The sequence below is a fragment of the Limimaricola cinnabarinus genome, assembly GCF_002723615.1.
Lineage (GTDB): Bacteria > Pseudomonadota > Alphaproteobacteria > Rhodobacterales > Rhodobacteraceae > Limimaricola > Limimaricola cinnabarinus_B.
Window position 1 is genome coordinate 211,814 of record NZ_KZ304952.1, and the last position, 26,179, is coordinate 237,992.

A 26,179-nucleotide genomic window follows, 5' to 3' on the forward strand; every position below is an offset into this window, starting at 1 on the left:
GGGGCGGCTTTGGCCGCCCCTTGAGGTGATCGGGTGCGATCCCGGTCTCAGTCGAGCAGCACCGAGAGCTTCTCGCGGGCCTCGTCGCTCAGCCACTCCGACCAGACGTCGGGGTTGTTCTTGAGGAAGTAGACCGCGGCCTCCTCGTTCGAAGCGCCGTTCTCCTCGGCCCAGGCGAGCAGGCTGCTCATGGTGTCGGTCTCGAAGGACAGCTTGCTCATCAGCTCGGCGATCTCCGGCTCGCGCTCGCGGAAATCGGTGGTGATCACGGTGTAGACCGGGGCCGCCGGGTAGGAGCTGACGCCGGGATTCTCGGCGTCCTTGTTGGCGTTGCGCGCATGCGCCTCGGCGTCGTACTCGCCGATCTTCACCTCGGTCATGTCGAACTTGCCCAAGGGCACGGTCGGCCCCCAGTAATAGCCGAACCAGGGCTCTTCGCTCTGCACCGCCGAGGCCATGGAGGTGGCCAGCGTCTCGCCCGAGCCGTGGTTGAACACCTCGAGCCCCGAGCTTTCGAGGTCGAGCGCGCGGATCAGGTTGTCGTTGGTGACGCGGCAGCCCCAGCCATCGGGGCAGTTGTTGAAGCGCCCGTCGACCAGCTCGGGGTTGGCCATCACGCCTTCGATGGTGGTCAGCTCGGGATGCTCTTCGGCGAGATAGGTCGGAATCCACCAGCCCTCGACGCCGCCGGGCTCGAGCACCCGGCCCAGCTCCTCGACCTTGCCGGCCTCCTTCAGCTCCTTGTAGACATCGCCGGTGGAGTTGGTCCACATCTCGGTCAGGATGTCGGGCTCGCCGTTCTCGGCCACCGAGGTGACGGCCGGCACGGTGTCGGAGGGCACGGTCGCCACGTCGCAGCCATACCCTTGCTCCATCAGGAACTTGGCGACGGCGGTGACGATCTCGGAAGAGGCCCAGTTCATCTGGGTGATCGAGACCTCGCCGCAATCGGCGGCGGCGGCGCCCGGCAGGGCGATGGTCGCGAACAGCGCGCCGAGTATCTTCTTCTTCATTCCGTTCTCCTCATGTTGGTCCACTGGCCCGCACGGCCGGGTCCGTCGACCGGTCCATGCCCTGCTGGCGGGGATCTTTTGTCTTCTCTCGGCGCACGCGGCATCATGCCGGCACCGAGGGACGAATTGCGGCCAAAAACCGCGCTTCAGGGGCGCAACTTAGCGATCCAGAGGCGAGGAGCAAGTTGAATGCCCGGTCGGGCGTGGCTGACCCCCCGTCCCGCCCTGCCCCGGCCGGCCGATACGGCCCCGCGCGCGAAGGCGCCCGGAGCCGTGGTAGTGCAAGCTGAACGGGCCGCTTCAGGCGCCGGTGGCGCGGTCCAGCGCCCGGTCGAGATCGGCGATCAGATCCTCAGGGTCCTCGATCCCGATCGACAGGCGCACCAGGTCGGGCTCGGCCCCCGCGGCCATCTGCTGATCCACCGTGAGCTGGCGGTGCGTGGTCGAGGCGGGGTGAATGATCAGCGAGCGGGTATCGCCCAGATTGGCGACATGGCTGAACAACTCGAGGCTGTCCACGAGCTTGACGCAGGCCTCGTAGCCGCCCTTCACGCCGATGGTGAACAGCGCGCCCGCCCCCTTGGGCGTGACCTTGGCGACCCGGTGATGCCAGGGCGAGGAGGCCAGCCCGGCCCATGTCACGCGGTCGATGCGCGGATCGGCCTCGAGCCATGTCGCGACCTTCTCGGTGTTGGACACGTGGCGCGCCATGCGCAGGCTGAGCGTCTCGATCCCCATCAGCGCGTAATGCGCGGCCTGCGGGTTCAGCGTCATGCCCAGATCGCGCAGCCCCACGGCGATGGAGTGGAAGGTGAAGGCCATCGGGCCGAGCGCCTCGTGGAAGTTCAGCCCGTGATAGGCGGGCTCGGGGGCCGCCAGCGAGGGAAACTTGTCCGAGGCCGACCAGTCGAACCTGCCGCTGTCGACGACGATGCCGGCGGTGATCGTGCCGTTGCCGGTCAGATACTTGGTCGCCGAATGCACGACCAGCGTGGCACCTTGGGCGATCGGGTTGCACAGGTAGGGCGTGGCCAGCGTGTTGTCGACGATCAGCGGCAGGCCGACCCGGTCGGCAAGCCTGGCCACCTCGGGGATGTCGGTGATGTAGCCGCCGGGGTTCGAGATCGACTCGCAGAAGATGGCGCGGGTGTCGCCGTCCACCGCCGCCTCGATGGCGTCGAGATCGTCGAAATCGACGAAGCGGGCCGACCAGCCGAAGCGCTTGATGGTCTGGCTGAACTGGGTGACCGAGCCGCCATAAAGCCGGGTCGAGACGACGACATTGAGCCCCGGCCCCATCAGCGGGAACAGCGCCATGATCTGCGCCGCATGCCCCGAGGAGCAGCAGATCGCCCCCGCGCCGCCTTCGAGCGCCGCCACCCGGTCCGCCAGCGCCGAGACGGTCGGGTTGGTCAGGCGCGAATAGATGTAGCCGACCTCTTCGAGCCCGAACAGCCGCGCCGCGTGATCGGCATCCTTGAAGACGTAGGAGGTGGATTGATAGATCGGCACCTGCCGCGCGCCCGTCGCCGGATCGGGCGCCGTGCCCGCGTGGATCTGCATCGTGTCGAAGCCGAGGCTGCGTTGTTCGGTCATGTCCCTCTCCTTTTCGGTTTGGGCCAGAGGCTAGGGCGAGCCGGCGCGGGGCACAATATCGCATGAGACAGGCGGCCGGGGCCGCGCGCGGTGCTTCGTCCGCTCACCGGGCTTTGGCCACATGGCGGCAAGGCCCGCCCTGAAGCGTTCCTGCCCCGGGGCCGAAACCCTGCCCCGCTACTCGACCACCGGGGCCGCGCAATGCGCGCCCGTGGCAGCGAGGCCCGAGCCCAGCGCCAGCATCGGCGGCGCCTGGTAGGGGTTGAGCGGCGCGCTGCCCGCGAGATCCGCCGCGATCAGCGCCACGACGAGGCCGATCACCGAAAGCGCGATGGGAGTTCTCGTCATCCTCACACCTCCAGCCCAAGCTTCGGGCGCAGCTTCACGCCCCAGTAGGATCCGAAGAAGGCCGCCGCGAACCAGGCCCAGCCATGCAGGCTGCCGGTCGAGATGCCCGAAAAGAAGGCACCGACATTGCAGCCGAAGGCCAGCCGCGAGGAATAGCCCAGAAGGAACCCCGCGACCACGGCAGCACCCCAGGCGAGCGGCGACAGCCGCGGCAGCTTCGCGCCCAAGCCCCCGCGCCAGACGCTCACGAGAAAGGCCCCGCCGATCAGGCCGATATTGGTGAGCGAGGTGACATCGGTCAGGATGCTCTGCTGCAGCCGTTCGGCATTGGCCGGCGCGCTCCAGAAGGCCGAGCCGGACAGATCGCCGCCCACCGCCTGCGCGCCCTTCGCGGCCCACAGGCCAAGGCCGTAGACGATGCCCCAGGGCTGGCCGGAGACGACGAGGTTGAGGATCGCAAGGAGGGCGATCGCCACCGCCGCGATCCAGAGCCTGCGCGGCACGCGCCGCGCCTGCGCCGGGGCCAGCCACAACAGCAGCGCCGCGACGGCGGCAAGGCCCGCGAGCGTCGCCAGCAGGCCGCCGGTCCCCGACAGCGCCACCACCGGCGCGGTGCCCAGCGAGATCCACCAGTCGAGATTGTAGGCCCCGGCGAAGCTGCCCAGCGCAAAGAAGGGCAGCGCCACCGCGCCCACGACGTTGCCGCTCCCGGCATTGACCAGCGTGCCCGAGCCGCAGCCCATGACGAGCTGCATCGCCGCGCCGAAGACGAAGGCGCCGCCGATCATCGCCACGCCGATCGGCGCATGGGCGCCGAACAGCTCCGCGCCGTTGCTGGCCAGAAGCGGAAAGGCGGCGAGCGCCACCAGCGCGATCGCCGCAAGCTGCGCCAGCAGGCCCGCGGGCTCGCGCCGCAGGATCATCGCGCGCCATGGCCCGGCAAAGCCGAAGCGCAGCCCTTCGAGCGCCACGCCGAAGCCCAGCCCGATCAGCAGCAGCGCGCCGTAGCGCGCCCCCGCCATGGCCGCGACCGACAGCACCGCCGCCAGCGCCCCGAGGACCAGCAGGCCACGGGTGCCGAATGTGAAGCCGCCCCGCGGGGCGGCGATGCCGGTATCGGCCATGAAAGCCTCCTCAGAGCGCGCCGGTGATCTGGTTCAGCAGGTTCTGGAACACGCCGGGGGTGTTCTGCATCGGCAGCCCCGCCGCCGACCAGCCCACCATCGATTCCGGGTAGAGCTTCACGTCGTCGAGACCCGCAAGCTCGCTCAGCGCGAACCAGTTGGTCGCGGCCCAGTGCCCGGTGTTGCAAAACGAGATCAGCGTCTCGTCGCCGGTGAAGCCGCCCTCCTCGGCCAGCGCCAGCGCGGCCTCGGCGTCGATCAGCGTGGGGTCGTCGGAGAACCAGCTCGAATGGGTGAAATACTCCGACTGCGGCAGCGTGCCGGGCCGCGCGGCGGCGGGATGCGCCTCCTCGCCCGCCCAGAAGCTTTCGGGGCGCGCATCGACCAATGTCGCCTGCGCCTCGCCCTCGACCACCTGCAGCACGTCGGCTTCGGTGGCGAGCCACTCATCCGAGAAGCTCACGGTGATCGCGCTTTCCTCCGGCTCGACGGCTTCGGTCGACAGCGCGTTGCCCGCCGCCTGCCATGCGCCGACGCCGCCATTGAGGATCGCCAAATCGCTGACGCCGCTCGATTTCAGGGTCCAGTAGACCCGCGCGGCGGCGCCGAAATCGGTCTCGTCGCGGCCCTGATGGGTGATCACCACCGGGCGGTCGGCGGAAACGCCGAGATCGCGCAGCAGCTCGGTCAGCTCCTCTTCGGAGGGCAGCTGGCCGGGGTTGTCGGCCGGCCCGCGAAACAGGCCGTAGGGGGCGGAGACCGCGCCCTCGACATGGCCTTCGCCGTAAGCCTCGCCGCGGATGTCGAGCACCAACGGATCGGTCGTCTCGATCAGCCCGGCCAGCTCCTCGGCGCTGACCAGCGGGCCGAAGCCTTGGGCGTCTTGGGCATAAAGGGGGCTGGAAAGGGTCGTCGCGGCGACCGCGACTGCGATAAACCTGTTCATCGGATCGGCCTTTCGGGATGGGATATTTCCCTAGATCTGCCTCTTGGGGGCCGAGTTCAACCGACCGTTTCGGCCGGGCCGACCCGGTCTCGACCTTCTGTTCGCCTGCGGGATGATCAAAGGAACGCCGGTTCCGAAAACACCCCCGAAACGGCGACGGGCGTTCCATAAGGGGCCTGCGAAAAAGACCGGGCCGCGGGGCTTATTCCGGCAGGTAGCGCTGCACGAGGTTCCAGCCGCTCTCGCTTGTCAGCCGGGTCAGCAGGGCGCGGTTGAGCGGCTCGCGCAAGGGCGAGTCCTCGGGCAAGGCGATGCTGACATAATGCGGATCGAGCTCCGTGCGCCGGACCTGCGTGTCGAAGGCGCCGCTCTCGGAGATCGTGGTCTGCAGCACCGGCCCTGCCGCGGCAACGGTATCGACTTCGCCCGCCTGCATGGCGCGCAGCGCCTCGGCCACCGAAAGATAGCGGCGCAGATCCACCCCTTCGGCTTCGAGAAAGCTGGCGCTGGTGGTGCCCTCGACGACGCCGACCCTCTGCTCATGGAACCGCTCTGGCAGCTGCACCGACTGGCGCATGTCGGTGAGGCTGACCACGGCGGCCGTCAGCGCCGCGCTGATCGCAAGCCCCGACAGCATCCACAGCATCGCCACGACCCGCCCCGACAGGGTGATCGGGGCCTTGTCGCCATAGCCGATGGTGGTCAGCGTCACCCCCGCCCACCAGAACCCGTCGCCCAGGCCGCGCAGCGGGCTCCTGGAGAATTGCCCGTCATTGCGCCGCCGCTCCAAAAGCCACATCAGCGCGCCAACGGCCAGAAGCAGCACCGAGATCCCGAGCACCAGCCGCAGGAACTGCCAGGTCAGAAAGCCCTGCGCCACGTTCAGCACCATCGAGCGCTGCTGCGTCGCCACCCCCATCGTCGCGGTGTGCAGCGGGTGGGTGAAATCGAGCCGCGCCTCGGCTTCGGGCGTGGCATCGACCGCCAGCGCGGCATGGATGCGGTTTCGGGCCAGCGCATCGGCCACCTCCCCGCCTTCCACGTCGCGAAACTCGTAGGCCCAGCCCTCGGCCTCGGCGGTGAGCCGCCACAGATCGACGGCGAGGCCGAGCCAGGCGCCGTCATTGGTGCGCGTGGCATAGGGCGGCCGCTCGAAGACGCCGATCACCAGCGGGTCGGTCCGCGACGGGGCCTCCTGCGCTTGGGCGTTCCCGCCGATCACAAGAAGGAAGAGGAGGGCCGGAGCGAGGAACTTCATGGGGCTTCCTTCGGTGATGGGCATGGCCTTCACCCATCGTTCGAGGGGGCGGTCGGGTTCCGCCGCCCCCCTTCGGACCCTTCGCCTAGCGGTAGATCAGCGTCGGCAGCCACATGGTGATCGCCGGCATGAAGGTGATCAGCCCGAGCACGAGGACCAGCGGGATCAGGAAGGGCGCGGTGGCGACGACGCAGCGCTCGAACGGGATCCTGGCCACGCGCGCGAGCACGTAGAGCACCATGCCCACCGGCGGCGTGAGCAGGCCCAGCATCAGGTTCAGCACCATGATGACGCCGAAATGCACCGGGTCGATGCCCAGCTCGATCGCCACCGGCAGCAGCACCGGCACCAGGATGGTGATCGCGGCGACCGTCTCCATGAAGCAGCCGACGATCAGCAGGATGAGGTTGATCAGCAGCAAAATGACCCATGGCCGGTCCGAGGCCGAGAGCAGCATCCCCGCGACCGCCTCGGGCACCCGGTTCGAGGTCAGGATCCAGGCGAAGATCGCCGCCGCGCCGACCACGAACAGCACCACCGCCGTGGTCTCGATCGTGTCGAAGCTCACCCGCAAAAAGCGCCGCCAGGTCAGGGTGCGGTAGATCACGAGGCCGAGGAACATCGCCCAGGCGCAGGCGGCCACGGCGGCCTCGGTCGGGGTGAAGGCCCCCGACAGGATGCCGCCGACGATGATCACCGGGGTGAGCAGCGACAAGAAGGCCCGCCCGAAGGAGGCGGTCAGCAGCGCCATCTCGAAGGGCTGGTCGCGCGGAAAGCCCCGGCGGCGCGCGAAGAAGGCGATCATCAGCATCAGCGACACCGCCATGACGATGCCCGGCACGAAGCCCGCCGCGAAGAGCTGGCCGATCGAGGTGCCCGCGACCACGCCGTAGATCACCATCGGCAGCGAGGGCGGGATGATCGGCCCGATCGTCGATGAGGCGGCCGTCACCCCCACGGCGAAGCCCGGATCGTATTTCGCGTCGCGCATCGCCTTGATCTCGATCGCGCCGAGCCCGCCCGCATCGGCCACCGCGGCACCCGACATGCCGGCGAAGATGACCGAGGCGCCGACATTCACATGACCCAGCCCGCCGCGCATCCAGCCCACCAGCGCCAGCGCGAAATTGAAGATCCGCTCGGTGATCCCGGCGGTGTTCATCAGGTTGCCCGCGAGGATGAAGAAGGGCACCGCCAGCAGCGGGAAGCTGTCGACCCCGTTGATCATCCGGTGCGCCACCACCATCGGTGGCGGCATGCCGCTGGCGAGGATGAAGACCAGCGAGGAGCCCGCAAGCGCGATCGCCACCGGCACGCCGAAGAGCAGCAGCGCGAAGAGGATGGTGAAGAGAATGGCAATGTCCACGTCGGGCGCTCCTAGTCCATCGCGCGCACGGCATCCGCGTGCTGTTCGGGGTCGATGAGTTTGCTGGTGCCATGGCGCAGATGCAGCCAGGCGTTGCGGATGGCATAGAGGGCCATCGCGGCGAAGCAGGCGGCGACGAACCAGTAGACCACCGATTTGGGCACGTCGATCGAGACCATCATCTGCCGGGTCCGGCCCGCGAGCTGGCCCGAAAGATAGGCCAGAGTGGCGTAGAAGGAGATCGAGACGAGGTCGATCAGCGCCTGCGCGATCCGGCGCAAGGGGCGCGGCACCCAGCGATAGAGGAACTCGACCGCGATATGCGCGCTCTTGCGCACCGCCATGACCGAGCCGGTGAAGGTCACCGCGATCAGCAGGAACCGCGCGATCTCCTCGGTCCAGCCGAGCGAGTCGTTGAGCACGTAGCGGGTGAAGAACTGCAGGAAGACCACGAAGGCGAGCGCCCAGAAGATCACCATGACCAGCGCGTCGTCCCATCGCAGGTCCGACAGGTCGATCTCCTCTTCCTCGAGATGCAGCGCCGGGTGGATTTCTTCCGGCTCGGGATGTGTTTCGGCTGGCTTCATGGTCAGGCGTCCCCGGGGGCGTGAGGACCGGCCCCGCCTCGGGGGCCGGTCGGTCAGGTCATGCGGCGCGAACGGATCGCGCGGCTCAGCCGTCCTGGCCGATGGCCTGCAGCCGGTCGTAGGTTTGCTGGTCCCAGGTCGCCATGTCGCCCATGTGCATGGCCTTCACCGCCTCGATGAAGGGGCCGCGATCCACCTCGTTGACGGTGACGCCCTGCTCGCCGAACCATTCCACCAGCTCGGCCTCCTGATCGCGGATCGCCTCGGTGGCGCAGGCGGCGGCGTTGTCGATGGCGGTCGAGAGCGCCTCCCGGTCGGCCTCGTCCATGCTGCTCCAGGTCGGGCCGCCGACGATGGTCAGCAGCGCGTCGGTGATGTGGCCGGTGAGGTTGATGTCCGACTGCACCTCGTAGAACTTCTTGGCCTGGATCGTCGGCAGCGGGTTTTCCTGCGCGTCGACCGTGCCCTGCTGCAGCGCGAGATAGACCTCGGCAAAGGCGATCGGCGTCGGGTTGGCGCCGACGGCTTCGGGAAACATCATGTAGAGCGGCGCGTTCGGCACGCGGATCTTGAGCCCGTCCATGTCGCCGGGCGCGGTGACCGGCTTGTTCGAGGTCACGTGGCGGTTGCCGTAATAGGTCAGCGCCTCGATCTGGTTGCCGGTCGCATCGGCGTAGCCCTGGCTCAGCTCCTCGAACAGGTCCGAATTGCGGAAGGCGTCCCAATGCGCGTAGTCGCGGAACATGTAGGGCGCGCCACCGATGGCGATGGGGCCGTAGGCGCGGCCGGCGAAGAGCTGGCCGGTATAGATGATGTCGACGGTGCCGAGGCTCAGGCCCTCGTTGATGTCGACCTCCTTGCCCAGCGAGGAGGCCGGGAAGACCTCGATGCCGTAGCGGCCCTCGGTCGCGGCGACCAGATCCTCATGCGCGTCGACGGCGCAGCTGTGATAGGCCTCGCTCGCCTCGTAGACATGGGCCCATTTCAGCATGCGCTCGGCATCCTGCGCCATGGCCGGTGCGGCGGCGGCGAGTGCCGCGGCCGCGGTGGTGGCCAGCGCGATCGTCTGGGTCAGCTTCGGTGTCATCGGTCTTCCTCCCTGGTTGATGTCTGACGTGGCCCGTCACCGCCCTCCCGAACGGTGGACGAGCGGCGCGATCCCCTGCTCTTCGGCAAAGCGGTCCAGCGCCTCGACCGCGCTTCGGTCGAGCGTCATGCCCTGTTCGCGCCGCCGTTCGGCCTCGGCCCATTCGCGCGCGCCCGGCGCCATGACGCTCTCCCCCGGCGCAGCCGGCGAGGCGGCGATGGCGGCGAGGTAGCGGCGGACGACCCCTTCGAAGGCGGCGCGGCCGCCGAAGGCCTCGGGGTCGAGCGCCATGACGAAGGCGCCGAGCCTGCGCGGCGTCGCCATGTCGTCGCTGATCATCGGCGGCAGCTCGAAGCTGAGCGGCGCATCGGAAAAGGCGGTCGAGAAGATCTCGGCCAGCCCCGCGAGCCCCGCGCCCTTGTAGCCGAAGAGCGCGCCGCCAAGAGGGGCCAGCATCTCGACGACCGAAGGATCGGTGACGTTGACGCCCCGACCGTCCGAGGCCACGTCCTCGGGCAGCGACGCGCCCAAGCTGCGGTTGAGCTGCACGCGGTTGAAGGGAATGGCGCTCGTCGCCATGTCGAGCAGCCAGGGCCGCTCCCCCTCCCCCGCCGGGGCCGCGGCGGCGATCGGGTTGGTGCCGTGAAACCGCGCCGCGCCGCCATGCAGCCGCACGAAGCTGTCGGAATTGCAAAAGGCGAGCCCCATCATGCCGTGGCGCGCGATCTCCAGCGCATAGGCCCCGGCGGCCCCGAAATGCGATGAGCCGCGGATCGCCACCGCCGCCAGCCCATGCACGCGCGCCAGCTCCAGCGCCCGCTCCACCGCCGCGTAGCCCGCCCGCGCGCCATGGGCGTCATCGGCGTCGAGCACGCAGGCGCCGCCTGTTTCGCGCGCGAAACATAGCTTCGGCGCCTTGTTGAGCCGCCCCTCGGCGAGGCCATGCAGGTAATGCGGCAAGAGCCGGAAGCCATGCGTGTCCACCCCGTGGGCCGAGGCGTGCAGGAGGGCCCGGGTCACCGCCTCCACCGTCGGCGCATCCGCCCCCACCGCCGTCAGCGCCGCGCGCGAAAACCGCTCCATCTCCCCGAGCGCGACCCGCACCGGCGCCAGCGCCGCCTGTTTCCCCGGCTCCGCCTCGGCGGCGATCCGGGCGAGATAGGCCTCGATCGTGTCGCCGATATGAGAGGACAGAAGCGCGACCGCCGCCTCGCCCCGCCCCGCCGCCACGGCCCTGGCGATGGTGACATGTTCCCCGAGGGATTTGCGGTTCAGCGTCTCGTCGAGCGACAGGCGGTTGCGCAGGGCCTGCACCCGGAAGGACAGCCTGCGGAAATTGTCGCGCAGGAAGCTGTTGCCGCAATGGGCGAAAATCGCGTCGTGAAAATCGTGGTCGAGTAGCTTGTAGCTGTCGGAATCTCCGCGCGACAGCGCCTCCTGCATCCGGGCCGTGATGTCGTCGAGCGCCGATTGCAGCGGCGCGGGATTGCGCTCGATCGCCATCCGCACCGCCTGCAGCTCCAGCATCAGGCGCAGCTCGCCCAGCTCGGCGATCTCCTCCGCCCCCATCGTGAAGACCCGCGCGCTGCGGCCCGAGGCCATCTCGACCAGCCCCTCGCGTTCGAGTTGCAAAAGCGCCTCGCGGATCGGGCTCTTGCTCATCTTCAGCAGGCCGACCAGCTCCGCTTCGGGCAGCTTGCGCCCCAGCGGAAACTCTCCCCCCACGATCCGCTCGCGGATCGCCTCGCGCGCCTGCTCCGACAGCTTCTGCCGGTCCAGCCCCATGCCTGCCCCGATGTTGTCCGACATCGCGCATCCTCCCCATGAAAACGGTATACGATATATCAAACAACACAAGATTGCATGTGAGGCGCGTTGCAGATTCCTTTTTCGGGGCGGCGCGGCACGGATGGGAGCCCTCCTGCCCCCGTGCAGGAATGCTCCTGCGAAGGGTTTCTTGGTCGGCTGCGCTCCCGCAGGCAGCCGCCATTTGGCTGATGGAGCCTTGATGGGCTTTGCCCCAAGGCCCGCCGCCCGTGTTAGGCTGGGGCCTCCATGCGAAAGGCGGGATCATGGCAGGGCTGCGGGGCTGGCTGGATCGGATTTCGGATGACGGGGCGCGCCGGGCCTTCGGCGCCCGGCTCGAAACCGGCGTGAGCGAGGCCTTTACCGTGCTGCGCTGGGCCCTGCTCGTCGGGCTGGCGCGGCTGGCGGCGATGGAAACCGGGCTTTGGGGCTTCAGGGCGCTGCACTGGGCGCTCTCCGCCCTGCTCTTTGCCTATCTCGCCTCGATCTTCCTGCTGCGCCCCGAGATCGCGATCTTCGCCAATACCGACACGCGCCGCAAACGGCTGATCCAGACGGCGGTGAACCATGCGGTCTGCATGGCGGCCTTCATGGCGGCGATGATCGGCATCGACGCGCTGGCGGACGCCGCGGCCGAGATGCGCTTTGTCGAACGTCTCGGCCACGGCGCGGATTGAAACCTCTCGGGCCTCAGTCGGCGAGGGTCAGCCGCGCCAGCTGCCAGATGCTGCGCGCCTCGATCTCCTCGGTCCGGTAGGCTTCGTCGCTGTCATAGGGGTAGATGATCCAGTAGGGCCCCATCATGTCCGCATCGAGCGGCGCGCCATCCATCTCGTAGGCGACGATCGGGCCGCCCGGCACCGCGTCGCTCACCGGGATCTCGACCGAGTAGCCGTCGCGCGCCATGGCATGGATCACCGTGCCCTCCTCACCCAGATCCGCAAGAAGATCGCTCAGCGCGACGCCGGTGAAACGGGTCACGCCATCGGTCCAGACGGTGCTGGTCTCGATCTCGGTGACCGGCATGGCCTTCAGCGCATCCAGATCGAACGCGACGGGCGCCGCCGCGCCCGGGGCCTCCAGCGTCAGAAGGCCCACCTCTCCGGGCGCTTCCTGCGCTTCCTGCGCGAGCAGCGGGCTCGACATGGCGAGCGACAGGCAGAGGGCATTGAACAAGGACGATCTGAGCATGGCGGGACCTTTCGATGTCGGGTTTCGCGCGCATTGAACACCCTTGGCGCGGCGCGCGCCAATCCCAAGCTGCGGGCGGGTGACAAGGAGTGCCCGAGGCGTGTCCTGCGGGTGTCTCATGGCCACCTCGCGGCGCGTGGGCGATCCGCCGCGGGCGCGAAGGGTTATCGGGAAATTCCCCCCGGTTCGGAGCCAGACCGGACCCGCCGCGTTGACCTCCCTCATCGTGCCCACCGATTGCTACCGTGGAGGACTGACATGCGGCCTGCTTGCGCTTTCAGCCTGATCGCCACCATCCTGCTCGTGCCGAGCGGCGCTCTCGAGGCCCGGGAGGCCGAGCGGGCGCAGGGGCTTGATGCCCTGGCCGAAGAGCTGCTCGCCCAGGGCGACGGAGAGGTGCTGGTCGACGCGATCCTTGCCCCCGAGACCGGGGGTCTGCCCGAAATGCGCGATCGCGGCTATCTTCGCATGGCCGTGCCGCCCGACCCCCTGATGATCGCGTTCGACGGCGAGAACGCGGTCGGCGTCGCGATCGAGATCACGCGGGAGCTGGAGCTGTACCTCGCCGCCCAGGAAGGCGCGTCGCGCACCCCCACCGTGGTCGTGCCGACGCCCATGCCCCGGATCGAGATCATCCCGGGGCTCATCGACGGGCGCAGCGATTTCACGACCCTGACCGCCTCCCGCGCGGAGGAGATCGATGGGCTGAGCTACACCCAGCCGCTCATCGAGGATGTCAACGACGTGCCCGTCCTCGGCCCCGGTATCGACGGGGTGGAGACGCTGGAGGATCTGGCGGAAATTCCCCTTTATGTCGCGGAAGGCAGCCGCTACGCCGCCAATCTGCGCCGCCTCGACGAGAGGCTGGAGGCCGAGGGCGGACCCGAACTGGACCTGCGCTTCGTCGATGCCCGGCTCGATGACTACGACCTGATCGAGCTTGTCGAGATCGGGGTCATCCCGGCCACGGTCGCCAGCGATTTCAAGGCGCGGTTCTGGGCCACGGCCTATCCTTCGGTCGCCGTGCGCGAGGATATCGAGCTGAGCCCGGACGGGCGCATCGCCTGGGCGATGCGGGCCGAGAACCCGCAGCTTCGCGCCGCGCTCGACGGCTTCGTCGAGGTGGCCAAGCAGGGCACGCTGCTCGGCAATGTCGTGCTCGACCGCTACACCAGCTCGGCCGACTGGATCGAGAATCTCGGCACCGACACGGCGCAGCTGCGCATCGACGAGGTCGCCCCGGTGATCGAGCGCTATTCGGAGGAATACGACTTCGACCCCGATCTGGTGCTGGCCCAGGCCTATCAGGAATCGCGGCTCGACCAGGAGGCGCGAAGCCATGTCGGCGCCGTGGGCGTGATGCAGGTGATGCCCTCGACCGCGGCCGACCCAGTGGTCGACATTCCCGACATCTCGAGCCTCGATGCCAATGTGCATGCCGGGGTCCGCTACCTGCGCTGGCTGCGCGACACCTTCTTCGATGATCCCGAGATCACGCCGCTCGACCAGACGCTGCTGGCCTTCGCGGCCTACAATGCCGGGCCGGGCGGCGTGCAGCGCGCCCAGCGCCGGGCCGTGGAGATGGGGCTCGATCCGCAGGTCTGGTTCGAGAATGTCGAGATCGCGATCCAGTCGGCGGTCAGCCGCGAACCCGCGATCTACGTGCGCAACATCTTCAAGTACTACGTCTCCTATCGCCTGCTTGCCGATCTGGAGGCGGAAGCCGCGCTGGCGCGCGAAGAGTTCGAGACGCGCACGACCCAAGAGGCGCAATGAGGATCGTTCGCGCCGATGCGGCACCTTCCGGTCCGGTGACGCCCGGATGGTGGCCGGGGCTCGGGGCAAGCCTGCGTCACGGCCTGCCCCGCCGGGATCAGTCCGGCGCGCCCTCGATGATCATGATGTTGGCGATGCCCGCCCCCTCGCGGTGGCGCTTGGCGGCCTGGTAGGTGTCTGAGTTGTAGCAGGCGAGCGCGGCCTCCATCGTGTCGAACTCGATCACCACGTTGCGCGGATGGCTCTCGCCCTCCAGCGCCTCGATCCTTCCGCCGCGCGCCAGCACCCGCGCGCCATGCTCGCGGAAGGCTTGCGTCGCCCCTTCGGCATAGAGCTTGTAGGGTTCGGGGTCGGTGACCGTCACATGGGCGATCCAGTAGGCCTTGGGCATGTCGTCTTCTCCCGTGTGCGGACATGAAAGGGCCGGGGCGACCATCGCCGCCCCGGCCCGTCAGACGCATGGCGTCACTTGCCGAGGATCTTCGAAAGCACGAGATAGGCCGCGCCCGCCACGAACAGCCCGACGAACCACGCATAGGTGTAGATCGTGGCGAAGACCGGCGCGGTGCCCGCGGTCAGCCCGACGCCCGCGAGAAAGCCCGGCAGGTTCGGCAGGATGCCGATCACCAGCGCGCCGATCCCGGCCCAGTTGGTGCCGTTGCGCCCCGCATAGATGCCGTCGGCGCGAAACAGCTGGGTCACGTCCAGCCTGGTCTTCCGCAGCAGGTAGTAATCGGCCAGCATCACGCCCGCGATCGGACCCAGAAGCGCCGAATAGGCGATCAGCCAGCCGCCGATATGGTCGATCAGGATCCAGGGGAACATCGCCACGCCGATGCCCGCGGTGATGTAGCCGCCGCGCTTGAGGTTGATCCTGCTCGGCGCGAGGTTCGAGAAGCCGTGCGAGGGCGCCACCACGTTGGCCGCGAGGTTGGTGGTCAGCGTCGCCACGATCAGCGCGAAGAGCGCGATGATGATCGAGACCCCGCCCATCCGCTCGGCGAGCTGGATCGGGTCCCAGATCGCCTCGCCATAGATCACGATCGTCGCCGAGGTCACCGCCGAGGCGATGAAGGCAAACAGCGCCATCGGGATCGGCAGGCCGATCAGCTGGCCGAGGAACTGGTCCTTCTGGCTCTTGGCGTGGCGGGTGAAGTCGGGGATGTTGAGCGCCAGCGTCGCCCAGAAGCCGATCATGCCCGTGAGGCTCGGCCAGAACACCATCCAGAACTGCCCCTCCTGCGGCTGGCCCGGATCGAAGGCGCTCGGGTTCGACAGCATCGGGCCGAAGCCGCCGGCCGCGAACCAGGCCCATGCGAGAAGCGCGAGGCCCATCGCCAGCAGGAACGGCGCGGCGTAGGTCTCGAGCCAGCGGATCGATTCCGTGCCATGGGTGATGAAGTAGAGATGCAGGCCCCAGAAGGCGAGGAAGCAGACGAACTCGCCGAGGCTGATCCCGAGGATCGGCATCGCCTCGCCCGCCAGTGCGCCGCCCGTCAGGGTGTTGAGGATCACGAAGATCGCCGAGCCGCCGACCCATGTCTGGATGCCGAACCAGCCGCAGGCGACGATGCCGCGCGCCACGGCCGGGATCTTGGCGCCGGTGGGGCCGAAGGAGGAGCGCAGCAGCACCGGGAAGGGAATGCCGTATTTCGTCCCGGCATGGCCCAGAAGCACCATCGGGATCAGCACGATGGCGTTGGCGGCGAGTATGGTCAGCACCGCCTGGTCCCAGCTCATGCCGGAATTGATCAGGTAGGAGGCCAGAAGATAGGTCGGAATGCAGACCACCATGCCGACCCAAAGCGCGGCGATGGCGAGCCAGTCCCATGTCCGCTCGGCGGCGGTGGTCGGCAGCTGGTCCTCGTTGTAGAGCCTCGGGTCCATTCCGGCGGCATCGAGGCGCGCCTGCGCCCCGCCTTTTGCCGCGGGGGCCCCCGCAGTCATGTCCGTCATGTCTTGTCTCCTCCCTGTTATTGGTCTTGTGGCGCCCATCATTCTCTTCCCCGGGCGCTAAAGAAAATGCCCCCGAAAGTCTCGGGGGCATTTCATCTCAGACGCAGGCCGGCATGTTCTCGGGCTTGCGCTCGACCTTGCGCGGCGCGGTCACCTCCTTCCACTTCGACAGCGCCTTGTTCACCTCCGCGAAGGGCGGCCGCTTGACGAAGCGGCCATGGCCGGGCGTGGCGCAGACCGTCCCGTCATCGACCGCAAGCCTGCCGCGGCTCAGCACGTGGCGCGGCAGGCCGGTGACCTCGCGCCCCGCGAAGACGTTGTATTCCACGACCGATTGCTGGGTCTCGGGCGAGATCACCTTCGACTTCCTCGGATCCCACACCACGATGTCGGCGTCCGAGCCTTCGAGGATCGCGCCCTTCTGCGGGTAGATGTTGAGGATCTTGGCGATGTTGGTCGAGGTGACGGCGACGAACTCGTTCTTCGTGAGCCGCCCGGTGTTGACCCCTTCGGTCCACAAGACCGGCATCCGGTCCTCGAGCCCGCCGGTGCCGTTCGGGATCTTGGTGAAGTCGTCGATGCCGGTGCGCTTCTGCTCGGTGGTGAAGGCGCAGTGATCGGTCGCCACCACCTGCAGCGAGCCCGCCTGAAGACCCGCCCAGAGGCTGTCCTGGTTCGACTTGTCGCGGAAGGGCGGCGACATCACGCGCTGGGCGGCGTGGTCCCAGTCGGGGTTGCGATACTCGCTGTCATCCAGCACGAGGTGCTGGATCAGCGGCTCGCCGTAAACCCGCATCCCCTTTTGCCGCGCGCGGCGGATCGCCTCATGCGCCTGCTCGCAGGAGGTGTGGACGACATAGAGCGGCACGCCCGCCATGTCGGCGATCATGATCGCGCGGTTGGTGGCCTCGCCTTCGACCTCGGGCGGGCGCGACATGGCGTGACCCTCGGGGCCGCGGATGCCCTGCTCGAGCAGTTTCTGCTGCATGGTGGCGACGACGTCGCCGTTCTCGGCATGGACCATCGGCATCGCGCCGATCGCGGCGCAGCGGCGGAAGCTGTCGAACAGCTCGTCGTCATCCACCATCAGCGCGCCCTTGTAGGCCATGAAGTGCTTGAAGGAGTTGATGCCCAGATCGACGACCTGCTGCATCTCCTCGAACACCTGCTCGCCCCACCATGTCACCGCCATGTGAAAGGAGTAGTCGCCGCAGGCGCGCTGCGACTTGGCGTGCCAGCCCTCGAGCGCCTCGATCAGCGACTGGCCGGGGCTGGGCAGGCAGAAATCGACCACCATGGTGGTGCCGCCGGCGAGGCCCGCGCGGGTGCCGCTTTCGAAATCATCGGCCGAATGGGTGCCCATGAAGGGCATCTTCAGATGCACATGCGGGTCGATCCCGCCCGGCATCACGTAGCAGCCGGTGGCGTCGATCACCTCGTCGCCCGACAGGTCGGTGCCGATCTGCACGATGGTCTCGCCCTCGATGGCGATGTCTGCGGCGTAGCTGCGGTCGGCGGCGACGATGGTGCCACCCTTGATCACGGTTCTCTTGCTCATTTTCTCACTCTACGATTTCGGCGGTTTCCAGGACGGCGTGCAGCAGCACGTCGCAGCCGGCGGCGGCCCAGTCGCGGCTGATCTCCTCGTCCTCGTTGTGGCTCAGACCATCGACGCAGGGGCACATGATCATCGCCGTGGGCGCGACGCGGGCGATCCAGCAGGCGTCGTGACCGGCGCCCGAGATGATCTCGCGGTGGCTGTAGCCGAGCTTCTCGGCGGCGCGGCGCACCGCATCGACGCATCCCTCGTCGAAGGGCACGGGGTCGAAGCCGCCGACCTTCTCGAAGGCGATCTCCAACCCCATCTCATCGGCGATCTTTTGACCTTCCGTGCGCAGCCGCGCCTCCATGTCCTCGATCACCGAAAGCTCCGGCGAGCGGAAATCGACGGTGAAGACCGCCTTGCCGGGGATCACGTTGCGCGAGTTCGGGAAGACCTCGATGTGACCGGCCGCGCCCACGGCATGCGGCTTGTGGGACCAGGCGATCTCGTCGACCTTGTCGAGGATGCGCGCCATGCCGAGCCCGGCGTTGCGGCGCATCGGCATCGGGGTGGAGCCGGTGTGGCTCTCCTTGCCGGTGACGGTCACTTGCGTCCAGCTCAGCCCCTGCCCATGGGTGACGACGCCGATGTCGCGGCCTTCGGCCTCGAGGATCGGGCCCTGCTCGATATGCAGCTCGAACATGGCGTGCATCGGGCGTTGACCCACCGGCTCCTCGCCGACATAGCCGATCCGCGCCAGCTCGTCGCCGAAGCGCTTTCCTTCCGCGTCCTCGCGCGCATAGGCCCAGCCTTGGGTGTGCACGCCCGCGAAGACGCCGCTCGACAGCATGGCGGGGGCGAAGCGGGTGCCCTCCTCGTTGGTCCAGTTGACCACGACGATCGGGCGGCGCGGGGTGATCCCCCGATCGCGGATCGAGCGGACGACCTCGAGCCCGGCCAGCACGCCCAGCACGCCGTCATACTTGCCGCCCGTCGGCTGGGTATCGAGATGGCTGCCCATCATCACCGGGTCGAGATCGGGTTCGGCCCCTTCGAGCCGGGCGAACATGTTGCCCATGCTGTCGACGCCGACGCTCATGCCGGCCTCCTCGCACCAGCGCTTGAACAGGTCGCGCCCCTCGCGGTCGGCGTCGGTCAGCGTCTGGCGGTTGTTGCCGCCGCGCAGGCCGGGGCCGACCTTCGCCATCTCCATCAGCGAGTCCCACAGCCGGGCCCCGTCGATCCGGGTGTTGGTCTGGATGTCTTTCATGTGTCCTCCCATTGCTGGCGCGGGGTCCGGCCGCCCTCCCCGGCCGCCGGACCGCGCGCCCCTCTCAGGCGTCGAGCGCCGCGCCGAGCGTGCCGACCAGCTGGTCGATCTCGGATTTCTCGATGATCAGCGGTGGCGACATGGCGATGGTGTCGCCGGTGGTGCGCAGGTGCACGCCCTTGTCCCAGGCGCGCAGATAGGTGTCGAAGGCGCGCTTGGTGGGCTGGTCCGCGAAGGGCTCCAGCTCCACCGCGCCCACGAGGCCGACGACGCGGATGTCGATCACGCCGGGCTTGTCCCTGAGGCTGAACAGCGCGTCGGCCCAGTAATCCTCAAGCGAGGCGGCGCGCTCGAACAGCGCCTCCTCGCGGTAGGTGTCGAGGGCGGCGAGTGCGGCGGCGCAGGCCATCGGGTTGCCCGAATAGGTGTAGCCGTGGAACAGCTCGATCATGTGATCGGGGCCGGTCATGAAGGCGTCGTGGATCGCCTCGCTCGCCAACACCGCACCCATCGGGATGACGCCGTTGGTCAGCCCCTTGGCGGTGGTGATCATGTCCGGCTCGACGCCGTAGTAATCCGCGCCGAAGGCCCGGCCCATGCGGCCATAGGCGGTGATCACCTCGTCGAAGATCAGGAGGATGCCGTGCCTGCGGGTGATCTCGCGCAGCTTTTGCAGGTAGCCCTTGGGCGGCAGGATGACGCCCGCCGATCCGGCCATCGGCTCGACGATCACCGCGGCGATGGTCTCGGCCCCGTGCAGCGCGACCATCCGCTCCAGCTCGTCGGCCAGCTCCGCGCCATGCTCGGGCTGACCCTTTGTAAAGCCGTTGCGCGCGATGTCGTGGGTGTGCGGCAGGTGATCGACGCCGCTCAGGAGCGTGCCGAAGGCGCGGCGGTTGTTGACGAGGCCGCCGACCGAGATGCCGCCGAAATTGACGCCGTGATAGCCCTTTTCGCGGCCGATCAGCCGGGTGCGCCCCGCCTCGCCGCGGGCCTTGTGATAGGCCAGAGCGATCTTCAGCGCGGTCTCCACCGATTCCGAGCCGGAATTGGTGAAGAAGACGTGGTTGAGCTTGCCCGGCGCCAGCTCGGCGAGGCGCGAGGCCAGCTCGAAGGCCTTGGGGTGGCCCATCTGGAAGGCGGGCGCGTAGTCGAGCTCCTCGACCTGCCGCTGCACCGCTTCGGTGATGCGCGGCGCGCGGTGGCCCGCATTGACGCACCACAGACCGGCGGTGCCGTCCATGACCTTCCGGCCATCGGTGGTGGTGTAATACATCCCCTCGGCGCTCGCGATCATGCGCGGGTTGTCCTTGAACTGCCGGTTGGCGGTAAAGGGCATCCAGTAGGCGCCGAGGTCGTTGCGGATCCTGGTCTCTGCGTTCATCTCGTCATTCCCTTGAACGATGGCCTCGGGCGCGGGGCGGGCAGCCCGTCGCGCGATATGTGGGCGTCACCGCAAGCGGTGCGCCCGGTCGATCCTGAAGAAGGGGCGCGGCGCCGTGGCCATGCCCGACGGCGAGGCCCGCCGGGCCTGCCCGGGCCATGACCGCCAGCCAGCCGGCCACCGGTTTTTCCAGTGCTTGCATCATCACGGCCCTGTCCTCCCACTGCCTCCGGGCGCCCTCCCAAGCGCCGCGTGAAGCTAGGTCGACTATCCACGCCGTTTTATCTACTAGTCAATTATTTTGATGGAAGCGGATCCTACAATGCACCTAATACCATGTTTATAATACATATTTTTACTATATGAGCTGTTTTTTGACCTGATACTAAAAATAGTTTTGACAAGTCGCTGCCGGATCGCTCAGCCTTGAGGGCAGGAGGAGATCATGACCAGCCACTTGCCCAGCACCGGCGCCGCACTGGCCGAAACCGGGGATCTCGATGCCCTGATGGCCAGCGCCCGCCAGATCCGCGACGCGGCCTGGGGCCGCCGGATCACCTATTCGCGCAAGGCCTTCGTGCCGCTCACCAACATGTGCCGCGACACCTGCGGCTACTGCACCTTCGTCAAGCACCCCTCCTCGCCCGAGGCGCGGATCATGACGCCCGAGCAGGTGCTGGCCGAGGCGCGGCGCGGCGAGCGCGAGGGCTGCAAGGAGCTGCTGTTCAGCCTCGGCGAAAAGCCCGAGCTGCGCTACGAGGCGGCGCGCAAGGGGCTGGAACGGCTCGGCTATTCGCGGCTCACCGATTATTTGCGCGACATGTGCGAACTGGTGCTGCGCGAAACCAGCCTCTTGCCGCATGTCAACGCCGGCACGCTGACCGACGAGGAGATCGACGTGCTCAAGCCCGTCTCTGCCTCGATGGGCATGATGCTCGAGACCGTCAGCCGCCGCCTGACCCGCAAGGGCCAGCCGCATCACGCCTGCCCCGACAAGACGCCGGTGCAGCGGCTGCGCACGCTGGAGCGGGCGGGCGAAAAGCGCGTGCCCTTCACCACCGGCCTGCTGATCGGCATCGGCGAGACATGGGAGGAGCGGATCGAGGCGCTCCACGCGATCAACGCCGCCCATGCGCGCCATGGCCACGTGCAGGAGGTCATCATCCAGAACTTCCAGCGCAAGCCCGACATCGAGATGGCAAACCACCCCGAGCCCGGGCTCGAGGACATGCTGCGCACCATCGCCGCGGCGCGGGTGATCCTTTCGCCCGAGATCAGCCTGCAGGCGCCGCCCAACCTGAGCGCGCGGCACATCGCCTATCTCGACGCGGGCATCAACGACTGGGGCGGCATCTCGCCGGTCACCATCGATTTCATCAACCCGCAGCATGACTGGCCCGAGATCCGCAGCCTCGCGCGCTCCTGCGAGGCGGCGGGCTTCGAGCTGCGCGAGCGGCTCACCGTCTACCCGCGATACCTCACCGGGAATGCGGGCTTCATCAACCCTTCCGTGCGGACCCGCGCGCTCGGCATGGCCGGCGGCACGGGGCTGGCGCGCGAGCAGCGGCACATCGGAGAGACAGCATGACCTACCAGTCGAAGAGCCGGCAATTCGCCTGCGATCCCGCCGCCCTGGGCGGCGCCTCGCCCGCGATCCGCGCCATCCTCGAAAAGGCGCTGTCCGGCGGCGAGGTGAGCACGGAGGACGGCGTCGCCCTGTTCCGGGCCGACGCGGCGGATATCGACGCGGTCTACCGCACCGCCGACACGCTGCGCCGCCGCGCCAATGGTGACCGGGTCAGCTTCGTGGTGAACCGCAACATCAACTTCACCAACATCTGCTACATGGGCTGCAAGTTCTGCGGCTTTGCCAAGCGGAGCGAGGACAAATCCGCCGAGTGGCTGGAGCCCGCGCAGATCGTGGAGCGGGCGCAGCAGGCCTGGAATCGCGGCGCCACCGAGGTCTGCATCCAGGGCGGGCTGCACCCGAAGATGGAAGGCACCTATTACCGGGAGATCATCCGCGCCATCAAGACGGCGCTGCCCGGCATGCATATCCACGCCTTCTCGCCCTTCGAGATCTGGTACGGCGCGTCCAAGACCAAGATGTCCTACCGCGATTTCCTGACCGATCTGAAGGAGGCCGGTCTCGATTCGATGCCCGGCACCGCGGCCGAGATCCTCGACACCGAGGTCCGGATGCAGCTCACCACCAACAAGCTCTCGGCCGAGCGCTGGGTCGAGATCATCCGCACCGCCCACGAGGTCGGCATCCCCACCACCGCGACGATCATGTATGGCCATGTCGATGCGCCCGAGCACTGGGCCGCGCATATCGCGCTTTTGCGCGACATCCAGAAGGACACGGGCGGCTTCACCGAGCTGGTGCCGCTCTCCTTCGTGCACACGGATTCGCCGCTCTACGCCCAGAACCCCGACAAGGTCCGCCCCGGCCCGACGGCGCAGGAGGTCGACCTGATGCACGCGGTGTCGCGGATCATGCTGCATGGCTGGATCGACAACATCCAGGTGAGCTGGACCAAGCTCGGCGCCGCCCGCGCGCAACAGATGTTGTCGCGCGGGGTCAACGACCTCGGCGGCACGCTGATGAACGAGAGCATCTCGCGCGCCGCGGGCTCGGCGCATGGGCAGGAGATCACCGCGCGCGAGCTGGTGCGGATGATCCGCGCGGCAGGCCGCGTGCCGGTGCGCCGCAACACTGTCTACGAACTGCGCGAGGTGTTCGAGCACCACGACCCCGAGGAGCTGGCCCCGCTGGTGGACCGCAAGGGCCGCGACCCGCTCGCCTTCCTCGAGATGTTCCCCGAGCGCCCCGCCACGGTCGAGGCCGCGCAATGAGCCCGCGCAAGGTCTGCCTGCTCGCCGGCGGCGTCGGCGGCGCCAAGATGGCCGAGGGGCTCGCCGCGCAGGACGACGTGGCGCTGTCGGTGATCGGCAATATCGCCGATGACGAGAGCTTCCACGGGCTCTGGGTCTCGCCCGACATCGACACGCTGACCTACAGCCTCGCCGGGCGGATCGACCGCGGCCAGGGCTGGGGCGTCGCGGATGAGGGGCACCGGGCGCTGGAGACGCTGAACCTTCTGGGCGCGGAGACGTGGATGTCGCTGGGCGACCGCGATTTTGGCCTGCACATCCACCGCACGATGCGGCGCGCCAAGGGCGACCGGCCCTCGGATATCGCCCGCGACGTGGCCCGCGCCTTCGGCGTGACGACCGAGATCCTGCTGCCCACAGACGACGCGGTGCAGACCCGGCTGCGCACGACCGACGGGCGCTGGCTGAGCTTTCAGGAATATTTCGTGCGCGAACGCTGCGCCCCGGAGATTCGCGAGATCGCCTTTTCCGGTATGGACATGGCCCGCCCGACGCCCGAGGCGCTGGCGGCGATCGCCGGGGCCGAGCTGATCGTCATCGCGCCGTCGAACCCGCTGGTGAGCATCGCCCCGATTCTGGGCATCCCCGGCATCGGCGAGGCGCTGCGCGCCGCCGCCGCGCCCAAGATCGCGGTCAGCCCCTTCATCGCGGGCAAGGTGGTCAAGGGCCCGGCCGACCGGATGATGGCGGCGCTGGGGCTTCGCGCCGACGCGGTCGGCGTGGCCCGGCGCTATGCCGCGCTGGCGGACCGGCTGGTGATCGACCATGCCGATGCCGCGCTCGGGGAAGAGATCGCCGCCGAAGGCCCCGCCCCGCATTGCAGTGACATCCTGATGAAGACGCTGGCCGACAAGGCGCGGCTGGCGCGCGAGATCCTCGATCTCGCCTTCGCGCCGGCGGAGGCGGTGGCATGAGCGGCGCCAAGCGGCTCGTCGCGATCCCGATGAAGGACCCGCGCGACGCCAAGACCCGGCTTGGCCTCGCCCTCACCCCGGACCAGCGCGGCAAGCTGGCGCTGAGCCTGTTCCGGGCGACCGTCGCCCGGCTGCGCGAGGCCGTGGAGGGGCTCGAGACCCGGGTCGATCTCGCCGTGGTCAGCTCCAGCCCGATCATCCGCGACGTGGCCGAGACGATGGGGCTGTCCGTGATCGACGATGGCTGCGCGCCGACGCTGTCTCTGGCGGTGGAAGCGGCGGCGAACCGGGCCTTGGAGCAGGGCTACGAGGCCCTTTGCGTCCTGCCCGGCGATCTCGCCGATCCCGACCCGGTCGATCTCGCCTGGCTGCTGGATCAGCCGGTCGAAGGCGGCAGGGCGGTGATCTGCCCGGCCAAGGATCTCGGCACCAATGCGCTGATGGTGCCGCTCCCCTGCCCCTTCGCCTTTGCCTATGGCGCGAAATCGACGATCCGCCACCGCCGCGCCGCCGAGGCGGCGGGCCTGATGCCGGTGATGATGCCGCTAGGCAGCCTGCGCATCGACATCGACACCGTCGAGGATCTGCACCACCTGCCCTCGGGCCATTTGCGGCGTCCGCGCCGGGAGACCGCGCAATGAGCCTCTCCGTCTCGCTCACCGCCATCCCCGGCATCCCCGACATCCGGGACGGCGACGATCTCGCCGCGATCATCGGCGACCGGCTCGACGCGGCGGATCTCGGCCTGCGCCATGGCGACATCCTCTGCGTCGCGCAGAAGGTCTTTTCCAAGGCCGAGGGCTGCATCATCCCGCTCGACAGCGTGACGCCCTCCGACGAGGCGCTGCGCTACGCGGAGGAGCTGAACAAGGACGCCCGCAAGGTCGAGGTGGTGCTGCGCGAGAGCACCCGCGTGGTCCGTTCCTTCCGCCGCCCCGACCAGAACGAGGGCACGATGATCTGCGAGCATCGGCTCGGCTTCATCTCGGCCAACGCCGCCGTGGACGAAAGCAATTTCGGCGAGGAGAGCGCCGTGATGGTGCTGCCGCCCGACCCGGATGCCAGCTGCGACGCGCTGCGCGCGGCACTTCATGCCCGCTTCGGGGCCGAGATCGGCGTGGTGATGACCGACACTTTCGGCCGGCCCTGGCGGCTGGGCCAGGTCAATGTCGCGATCGGCCTGTCGAAGGTGCCCGCCACGATCCGCGAGCAGGGCAATACCGACGCATGGGGCCGCCCATTGCAGGTCACCGAACCGGCGCTGGCCGACGAGATCGCCGCCGCCTCGGGGCTGGTGGTGCGCAAGGACGGCAAGACCCCCGCGGTGCTGCTGCGCGGGCTCGACTGGACGCCCGCCGAGAGCCGCGGCGCCGACATCCTACGCAAGAAACAAGAGGACATGTTCAGATGACAATCGCGATCATTGGCGGCACCGGGCCGCAGGGCCAGGGCCTCGCGCTGCGCTTCGCGCGCGCCGGCGTCGAGGTGGTGCTGGGCGGCCGCGACGGTCCGCGCGCCGCCGCCATCGCCGAGGAGCTGCAGGCGCAGCTGCCCGAGGGCGCCGCGAAGATCCGTGGCCTCGACAACGAGGGCGCGACCGAGGCCGCCGGGGAAATGGTGATCCTCGCCGTCCCCTTCTCGGCCCATAACGCGACGCTGGAGGCGCTGAAGCCCGCCCTCGCCGGAAAGATCCTCGTCGACATCGTGGTGCCGCTCTCCGAGGGCGACCCCAAGAAGGTTTCCATGCCGCCCGAGGGCTCGGCCACCGAGGCGGCGCAGGCGCTGCTTGGCGATGAGATCCCGGTGATCGGCGCGCTGCACAACGTCTCGGCGGTGACGCTGAAGGCGCTCGACCAGTCGATCAACTGCGACATCCTCGTCTGCGGCAACAGCCTGGAGGCCCGCAAGAAGGTGATCGAGCTGGTGCGCAAGCTCGGCGTCGAGGCCTACAACGCCGGCGACGCGCAGTCCGCGCGCTGCATCGAGGCGATCACCCCGATCCTGATCCGGCTGAACATCTCGAAGGCCGTGCCCTTCAGCCATGCGGGCATCCGCATCTGCCCGCCCGATCACTGAACCCACAAGAAAAGCATCAATTCTCTAGGGAGGAGAAATC

24 protein-coding genes are annotated in these 26,179 nt (G+C 68.4%); 8 read left to right on the forward strand and 16 right to left on the reverse strand.

What is annotated here, in order from left to right; all coding sequences use genetic code 11:
- Nucleotides 1–47: 47 nt before the first annotated feature.
- The 10 genes from CJ301_RS04225 to CJ301_RS04270 form a co-directional block, all read right to left on the reverse strand.
- On the reverse strand, nucleotides 48–1,013 hold the full coding sequence (locus tag CJ301_RS04225) for an ABC transporter substrate-binding protein (protein WP_099274625.1): 966 nt from the start codon (nucleotides 1,011–1,013) through the stop codon (nucleotides 48–50).
- A 300-nt stretch (nucleotides 1,014–1,313) separates the two neighbouring features.
- Nucleotides 1,314–2,609 (reverse strand): O-acetylhomoserine aminocarboxypropyltransferase/cysteine synthase family protein, encoded by a 1,296-nt coding sequence (locus CJ301_RS04230; protein ID WP_099274627.1) that lies wholly within the window; start codon nucleotides 2,607–2,609, stop codon nucleotides 1,314–1,316.
- 177 nt (nucleotides 2,610–2,786) lie between these two features.
- Nucleotides 2,787–2,957 (reverse strand): hypothetical protein, encoded by a 171-nt coding sequence (locus CJ301_RS18955; RefSeq protein WP_173812320.1) that lies wholly within the window; start codon nucleotides 2,955–2,957, stop codon nucleotides 2,787–2,789.
- A gap of 2 nt (nucleotides 2,958–2,959) precedes the next feature.
- Nucleotides 2,960–4,081, reverse strand: coding sequence for a YeeE/YedE thiosulfate transporter family protein (locus CJ301_RS04240; protein ID WP_099274629.1), 1,122 nt, complete (start codon nucleotides 4,079–4,081; stop codon nucleotides 2,960–2,962).
- A 10-nt stretch (nucleotides 4,082–4,091) separates the two neighbouring features.
- Nucleotides 4,092–5,027, reverse strand: a complete 936-nt coding sequence (locus CJ301_RS04245; RefSeq protein ID WP_099274631.1) for a sulfurtransferase — start codon at nucleotides 5,025–5,027, stop codon at nucleotides 4,092–4,094.
- Nucleotides 5,028–5,229: 202 nt separating this feature from the next.
- Nucleotides 5,230–6,285: an ion channel gene (locus CJ301_RS04250; protein ID WP_162620414.1), complete on the reverse strand. Its 1,056-nt coding sequence runs from the start codon at nucleotides 6,283–6,285 to the stop codon at nucleotides 5,230–5,232.
- Nucleotides 6,286–6,370: 85 nt separating this feature from the next.
- Nucleotides 6,371–7,651, reverse strand: coding sequence for a TRAP transporter large permease (locus CJ301_RS04255; protein WP_099274635.1), 1,281 nt, complete (start codon nucleotides 7,649–7,651; stop codon nucleotides 6,371–6,373).
- An 11-nt stretch (nucleotides 7,652–7,662) separates the two neighbouring features.
- Nucleotides 7,663–8,238 (reverse strand): TRAP transporter small permease, encoded by a 576-nt coding sequence (locus tag CJ301_RS04260; RefSeq protein ID WP_099274637.1) that lies wholly within the window; start codon nucleotides 8,236–8,238, stop codon nucleotides 7,663–7,665.
- Nucleotides 8,239–8,323: 85 nt separating this feature from the next.
- Nucleotides 8,324–9,325, reverse strand: a complete 1,002-nt coding sequence (locus CJ301_RS04265; protein ID WP_099274639.1) for a sialic acid TRAP transporter substrate-binding protein SiaP — start codon at nucleotides 9,323–9,325, stop codon at nucleotides 8,324–8,326.
- A 36-nt stretch (nucleotides 9,326–9,361) separates the two neighbouring features.
- A complete protein-coding gene (locus CJ301_RS04270) occupies nucleotides 9,362–11,134 on the reverse strand; it encodes an Ldh family oxidoreductase (RefSeq protein ID WP_099274642.1) in 1,773 nt (590 codons plus the stop codon).
- Between the two features lie 263 nt (nucleotides 11,135–11,397).
- Between CJ301_RS04270 and CJ301_RS04275 the strand changes: the two genes are divergently transcribed.
- The gene (locus CJ301_RS04275; RefSeq protein ID WP_099274644.1) at nucleotides 11,398–11,808 is read left to right on the forward strand and encodes a hypothetical protein; all 411 of its coding nucleotides are present in this window, start codon (nucleotides 11,398–11,400) and stop codon (nucleotides 11,806–11,808) included.
- Between the two features lie 13 nt (nucleotides 11,809–11,821).
- On the opposite strand, the gene CJ301_RS04280 is transcribed toward CJ301_RS04275, so the two are convergent.
- Nucleotides 11,822–12,322: a molybdopterin-dependent oxidoreductase gene (locus tag CJ301_RS04280; protein ID WP_254050066.1), complete on the reverse strand. Its 501-nt coding sequence runs from the start codon at nucleotides 12,320–12,322 to the stop codon at nucleotides 11,822–11,824.
- A gap of 258 nt (nucleotides 12,323–12,580) precedes the next feature.
- On the opposite strand from CJ301_RS04280, the gene CJ301_RS04285 reads away from it, so the two are divergent.
- A complete protein-coding gene (locus CJ301_RS04285; RefSeq protein ID WP_099274646.1) occupies nucleotides 12,581–14,098 on the forward strand; it encodes a transglycosylase SLT domain-containing protein in 1,518 nt (505 codons plus the stop codon).
- Nucleotides 14,099–14,195: 97 nt separating this feature from the next.
- Here CJ301_RS04285 and CJ301_RS04290 read toward each other — a convergent pair whose 3' ends face one another.
- The 5 genes from CJ301_RS04290 to CJ301_RS04310 all read right to left on the reverse strand — a co-directional run bounded on the left by CJ301_RS04290 (nucleotide 14,196) and on the right by CJ301_RS04310 (nucleotide 20,251).
- A complete protein-coding gene (locus CJ301_RS04290; protein WP_099274648.1) occupies nucleotides 14,196–14,489 on the reverse strand; it encodes a DUF1330 domain-containing protein in 294 nt (97 codons plus the stop codon).
- 74 nt (nucleotides 14,490–14,563) lie between these two features.
- Entirely contained in the window at nucleotides 14,564–16,054 is a 1,491-nt protein-coding gene (locus CJ301_RS04295; protein ID WP_099274650.1) for an NCS1 family nucleobase:cation symporter-1, read from the reverse strand.
- Nucleotides 16,055–16,151: 97 nt separating this feature from the next.
- Complete coding sequence (gene hydA / locus CJ301_RS04300; protein ID WP_099274652.1) at nucleotides 16,152–17,612, reverse strand: dihydropyrimidinase; 1,461 nt, start codon at nucleotides 17,610–17,612, stop codon at nucleotides 16,152–16,154.
- Nucleotides 17,613–17,616: 4 nt separating this feature from the next.
- Entirely contained in the window at nucleotides 17,617–18,867 is a 1,251-nt protein-coding gene (locus CJ301_RS04305) for a Zn-dependent hydrolase (RefSeq protein ID WP_099274654.1), read from the reverse strand.
- 64 nt (nucleotides 18,868–18,931) lie between these two features.
- Nucleotides 18,932–20,251 carry an aspartate aminotransferase family protein gene (locus tag CJ301_RS04310; RefSeq protein WP_099274656.1) on the reverse strand — a complete coding sequence of 440 codons (1,320 nt, stop codon included), beginning with the start codon at nucleotides 20,249–20,251 and terminating at the stop codon, nucleotides 18,932–18,934.
- A gap of 445 nt (nucleotides 20,252–20,696) precedes the next feature.
- On the opposite strand from CJ301_RS04310, the gene cofG reads away from it, so the two are divergent.
- From cofG to npdG, 6 genes are read left to right on the forward strand one after another with little or no spacing between them, the layout of a single operon-like run.
- Nucleotides 20,697–21,839 (forward strand): 7,8-didemethyl-8-hydroxy-5-deazariboflavin synthase CofG, encoded by a 1,143-nt coding sequence (gene cofG / locus CJ301_RS04315; RefSeq protein ID WP_099274658.1) that lies wholly within the window; start codon nucleotides 20,697–20,699, stop codon nucleotides 21,837–21,839.
- Entirely contained in the window at nucleotides 21,836–23,110 is a 1,275-nt protein-coding gene (cofH, locus tag CJ301_RS04320; RefSeq protein WP_099274660.1) for a 5-amino-6-(D-ribitylamino)uracil--L-tyrosine 4-hydroxyphenyl transferase CofH, read from the forward strand. Before cofG ends, cofH begins: the two co-directional genes overlap by 4 nt.
- A complete protein-coding gene (gene cofD / locus CJ301_RS04325) occupies nucleotides 23,107–24,063 on the forward strand; it encodes a 2-phospho-L-lactate transferase (protein WP_099274662.1) in 957 nt (318 codons plus the stop codon). Before cofH ends, cofD begins: the two co-directional genes overlap by 4 nt.
- Nucleotides 24,060–24,704: a 2-phospho-L-lactate guanylyltransferase gene (gene cofC / locus CJ301_RS04330; RefSeq protein ID WP_099274664.1), complete on the forward strand. Its 645-nt coding sequence runs from the start codon at nucleotides 24,060–24,062 to the stop codon at nucleotides 24,702–24,704. The genes cofD and cofC overlap by 4 nt, the downstream gene beginning before the upstream one ends.
- Nucleotides 24,701–25,474, forward strand: coding sequence for a coenzyme F420-0:L-glutamate ligase (gene cofE / locus CJ301_RS04335; RefSeq protein WP_099274666.1), 774 nt, complete (start codon nucleotides 24,701–24,703; stop codon nucleotides 25,472–25,474). The genes cofC and cofE overlap by 4 nt, the downstream gene beginning before the upstream one ends.
- A complete protein-coding gene (npdG, locus tag CJ301_RS04340; RefSeq protein ID WP_099274668.1) occupies nucleotides 25,471–26,139 on the forward strand; it encodes an NADPH-dependent F420 reductase in 669 nt (222 codons plus the stop codon). Before cofE ends, npdG begins: the two co-directional genes overlap by 4 nt.
- Nucleotides 26,140–26,179: the final 40 nt, after the last annotated feature.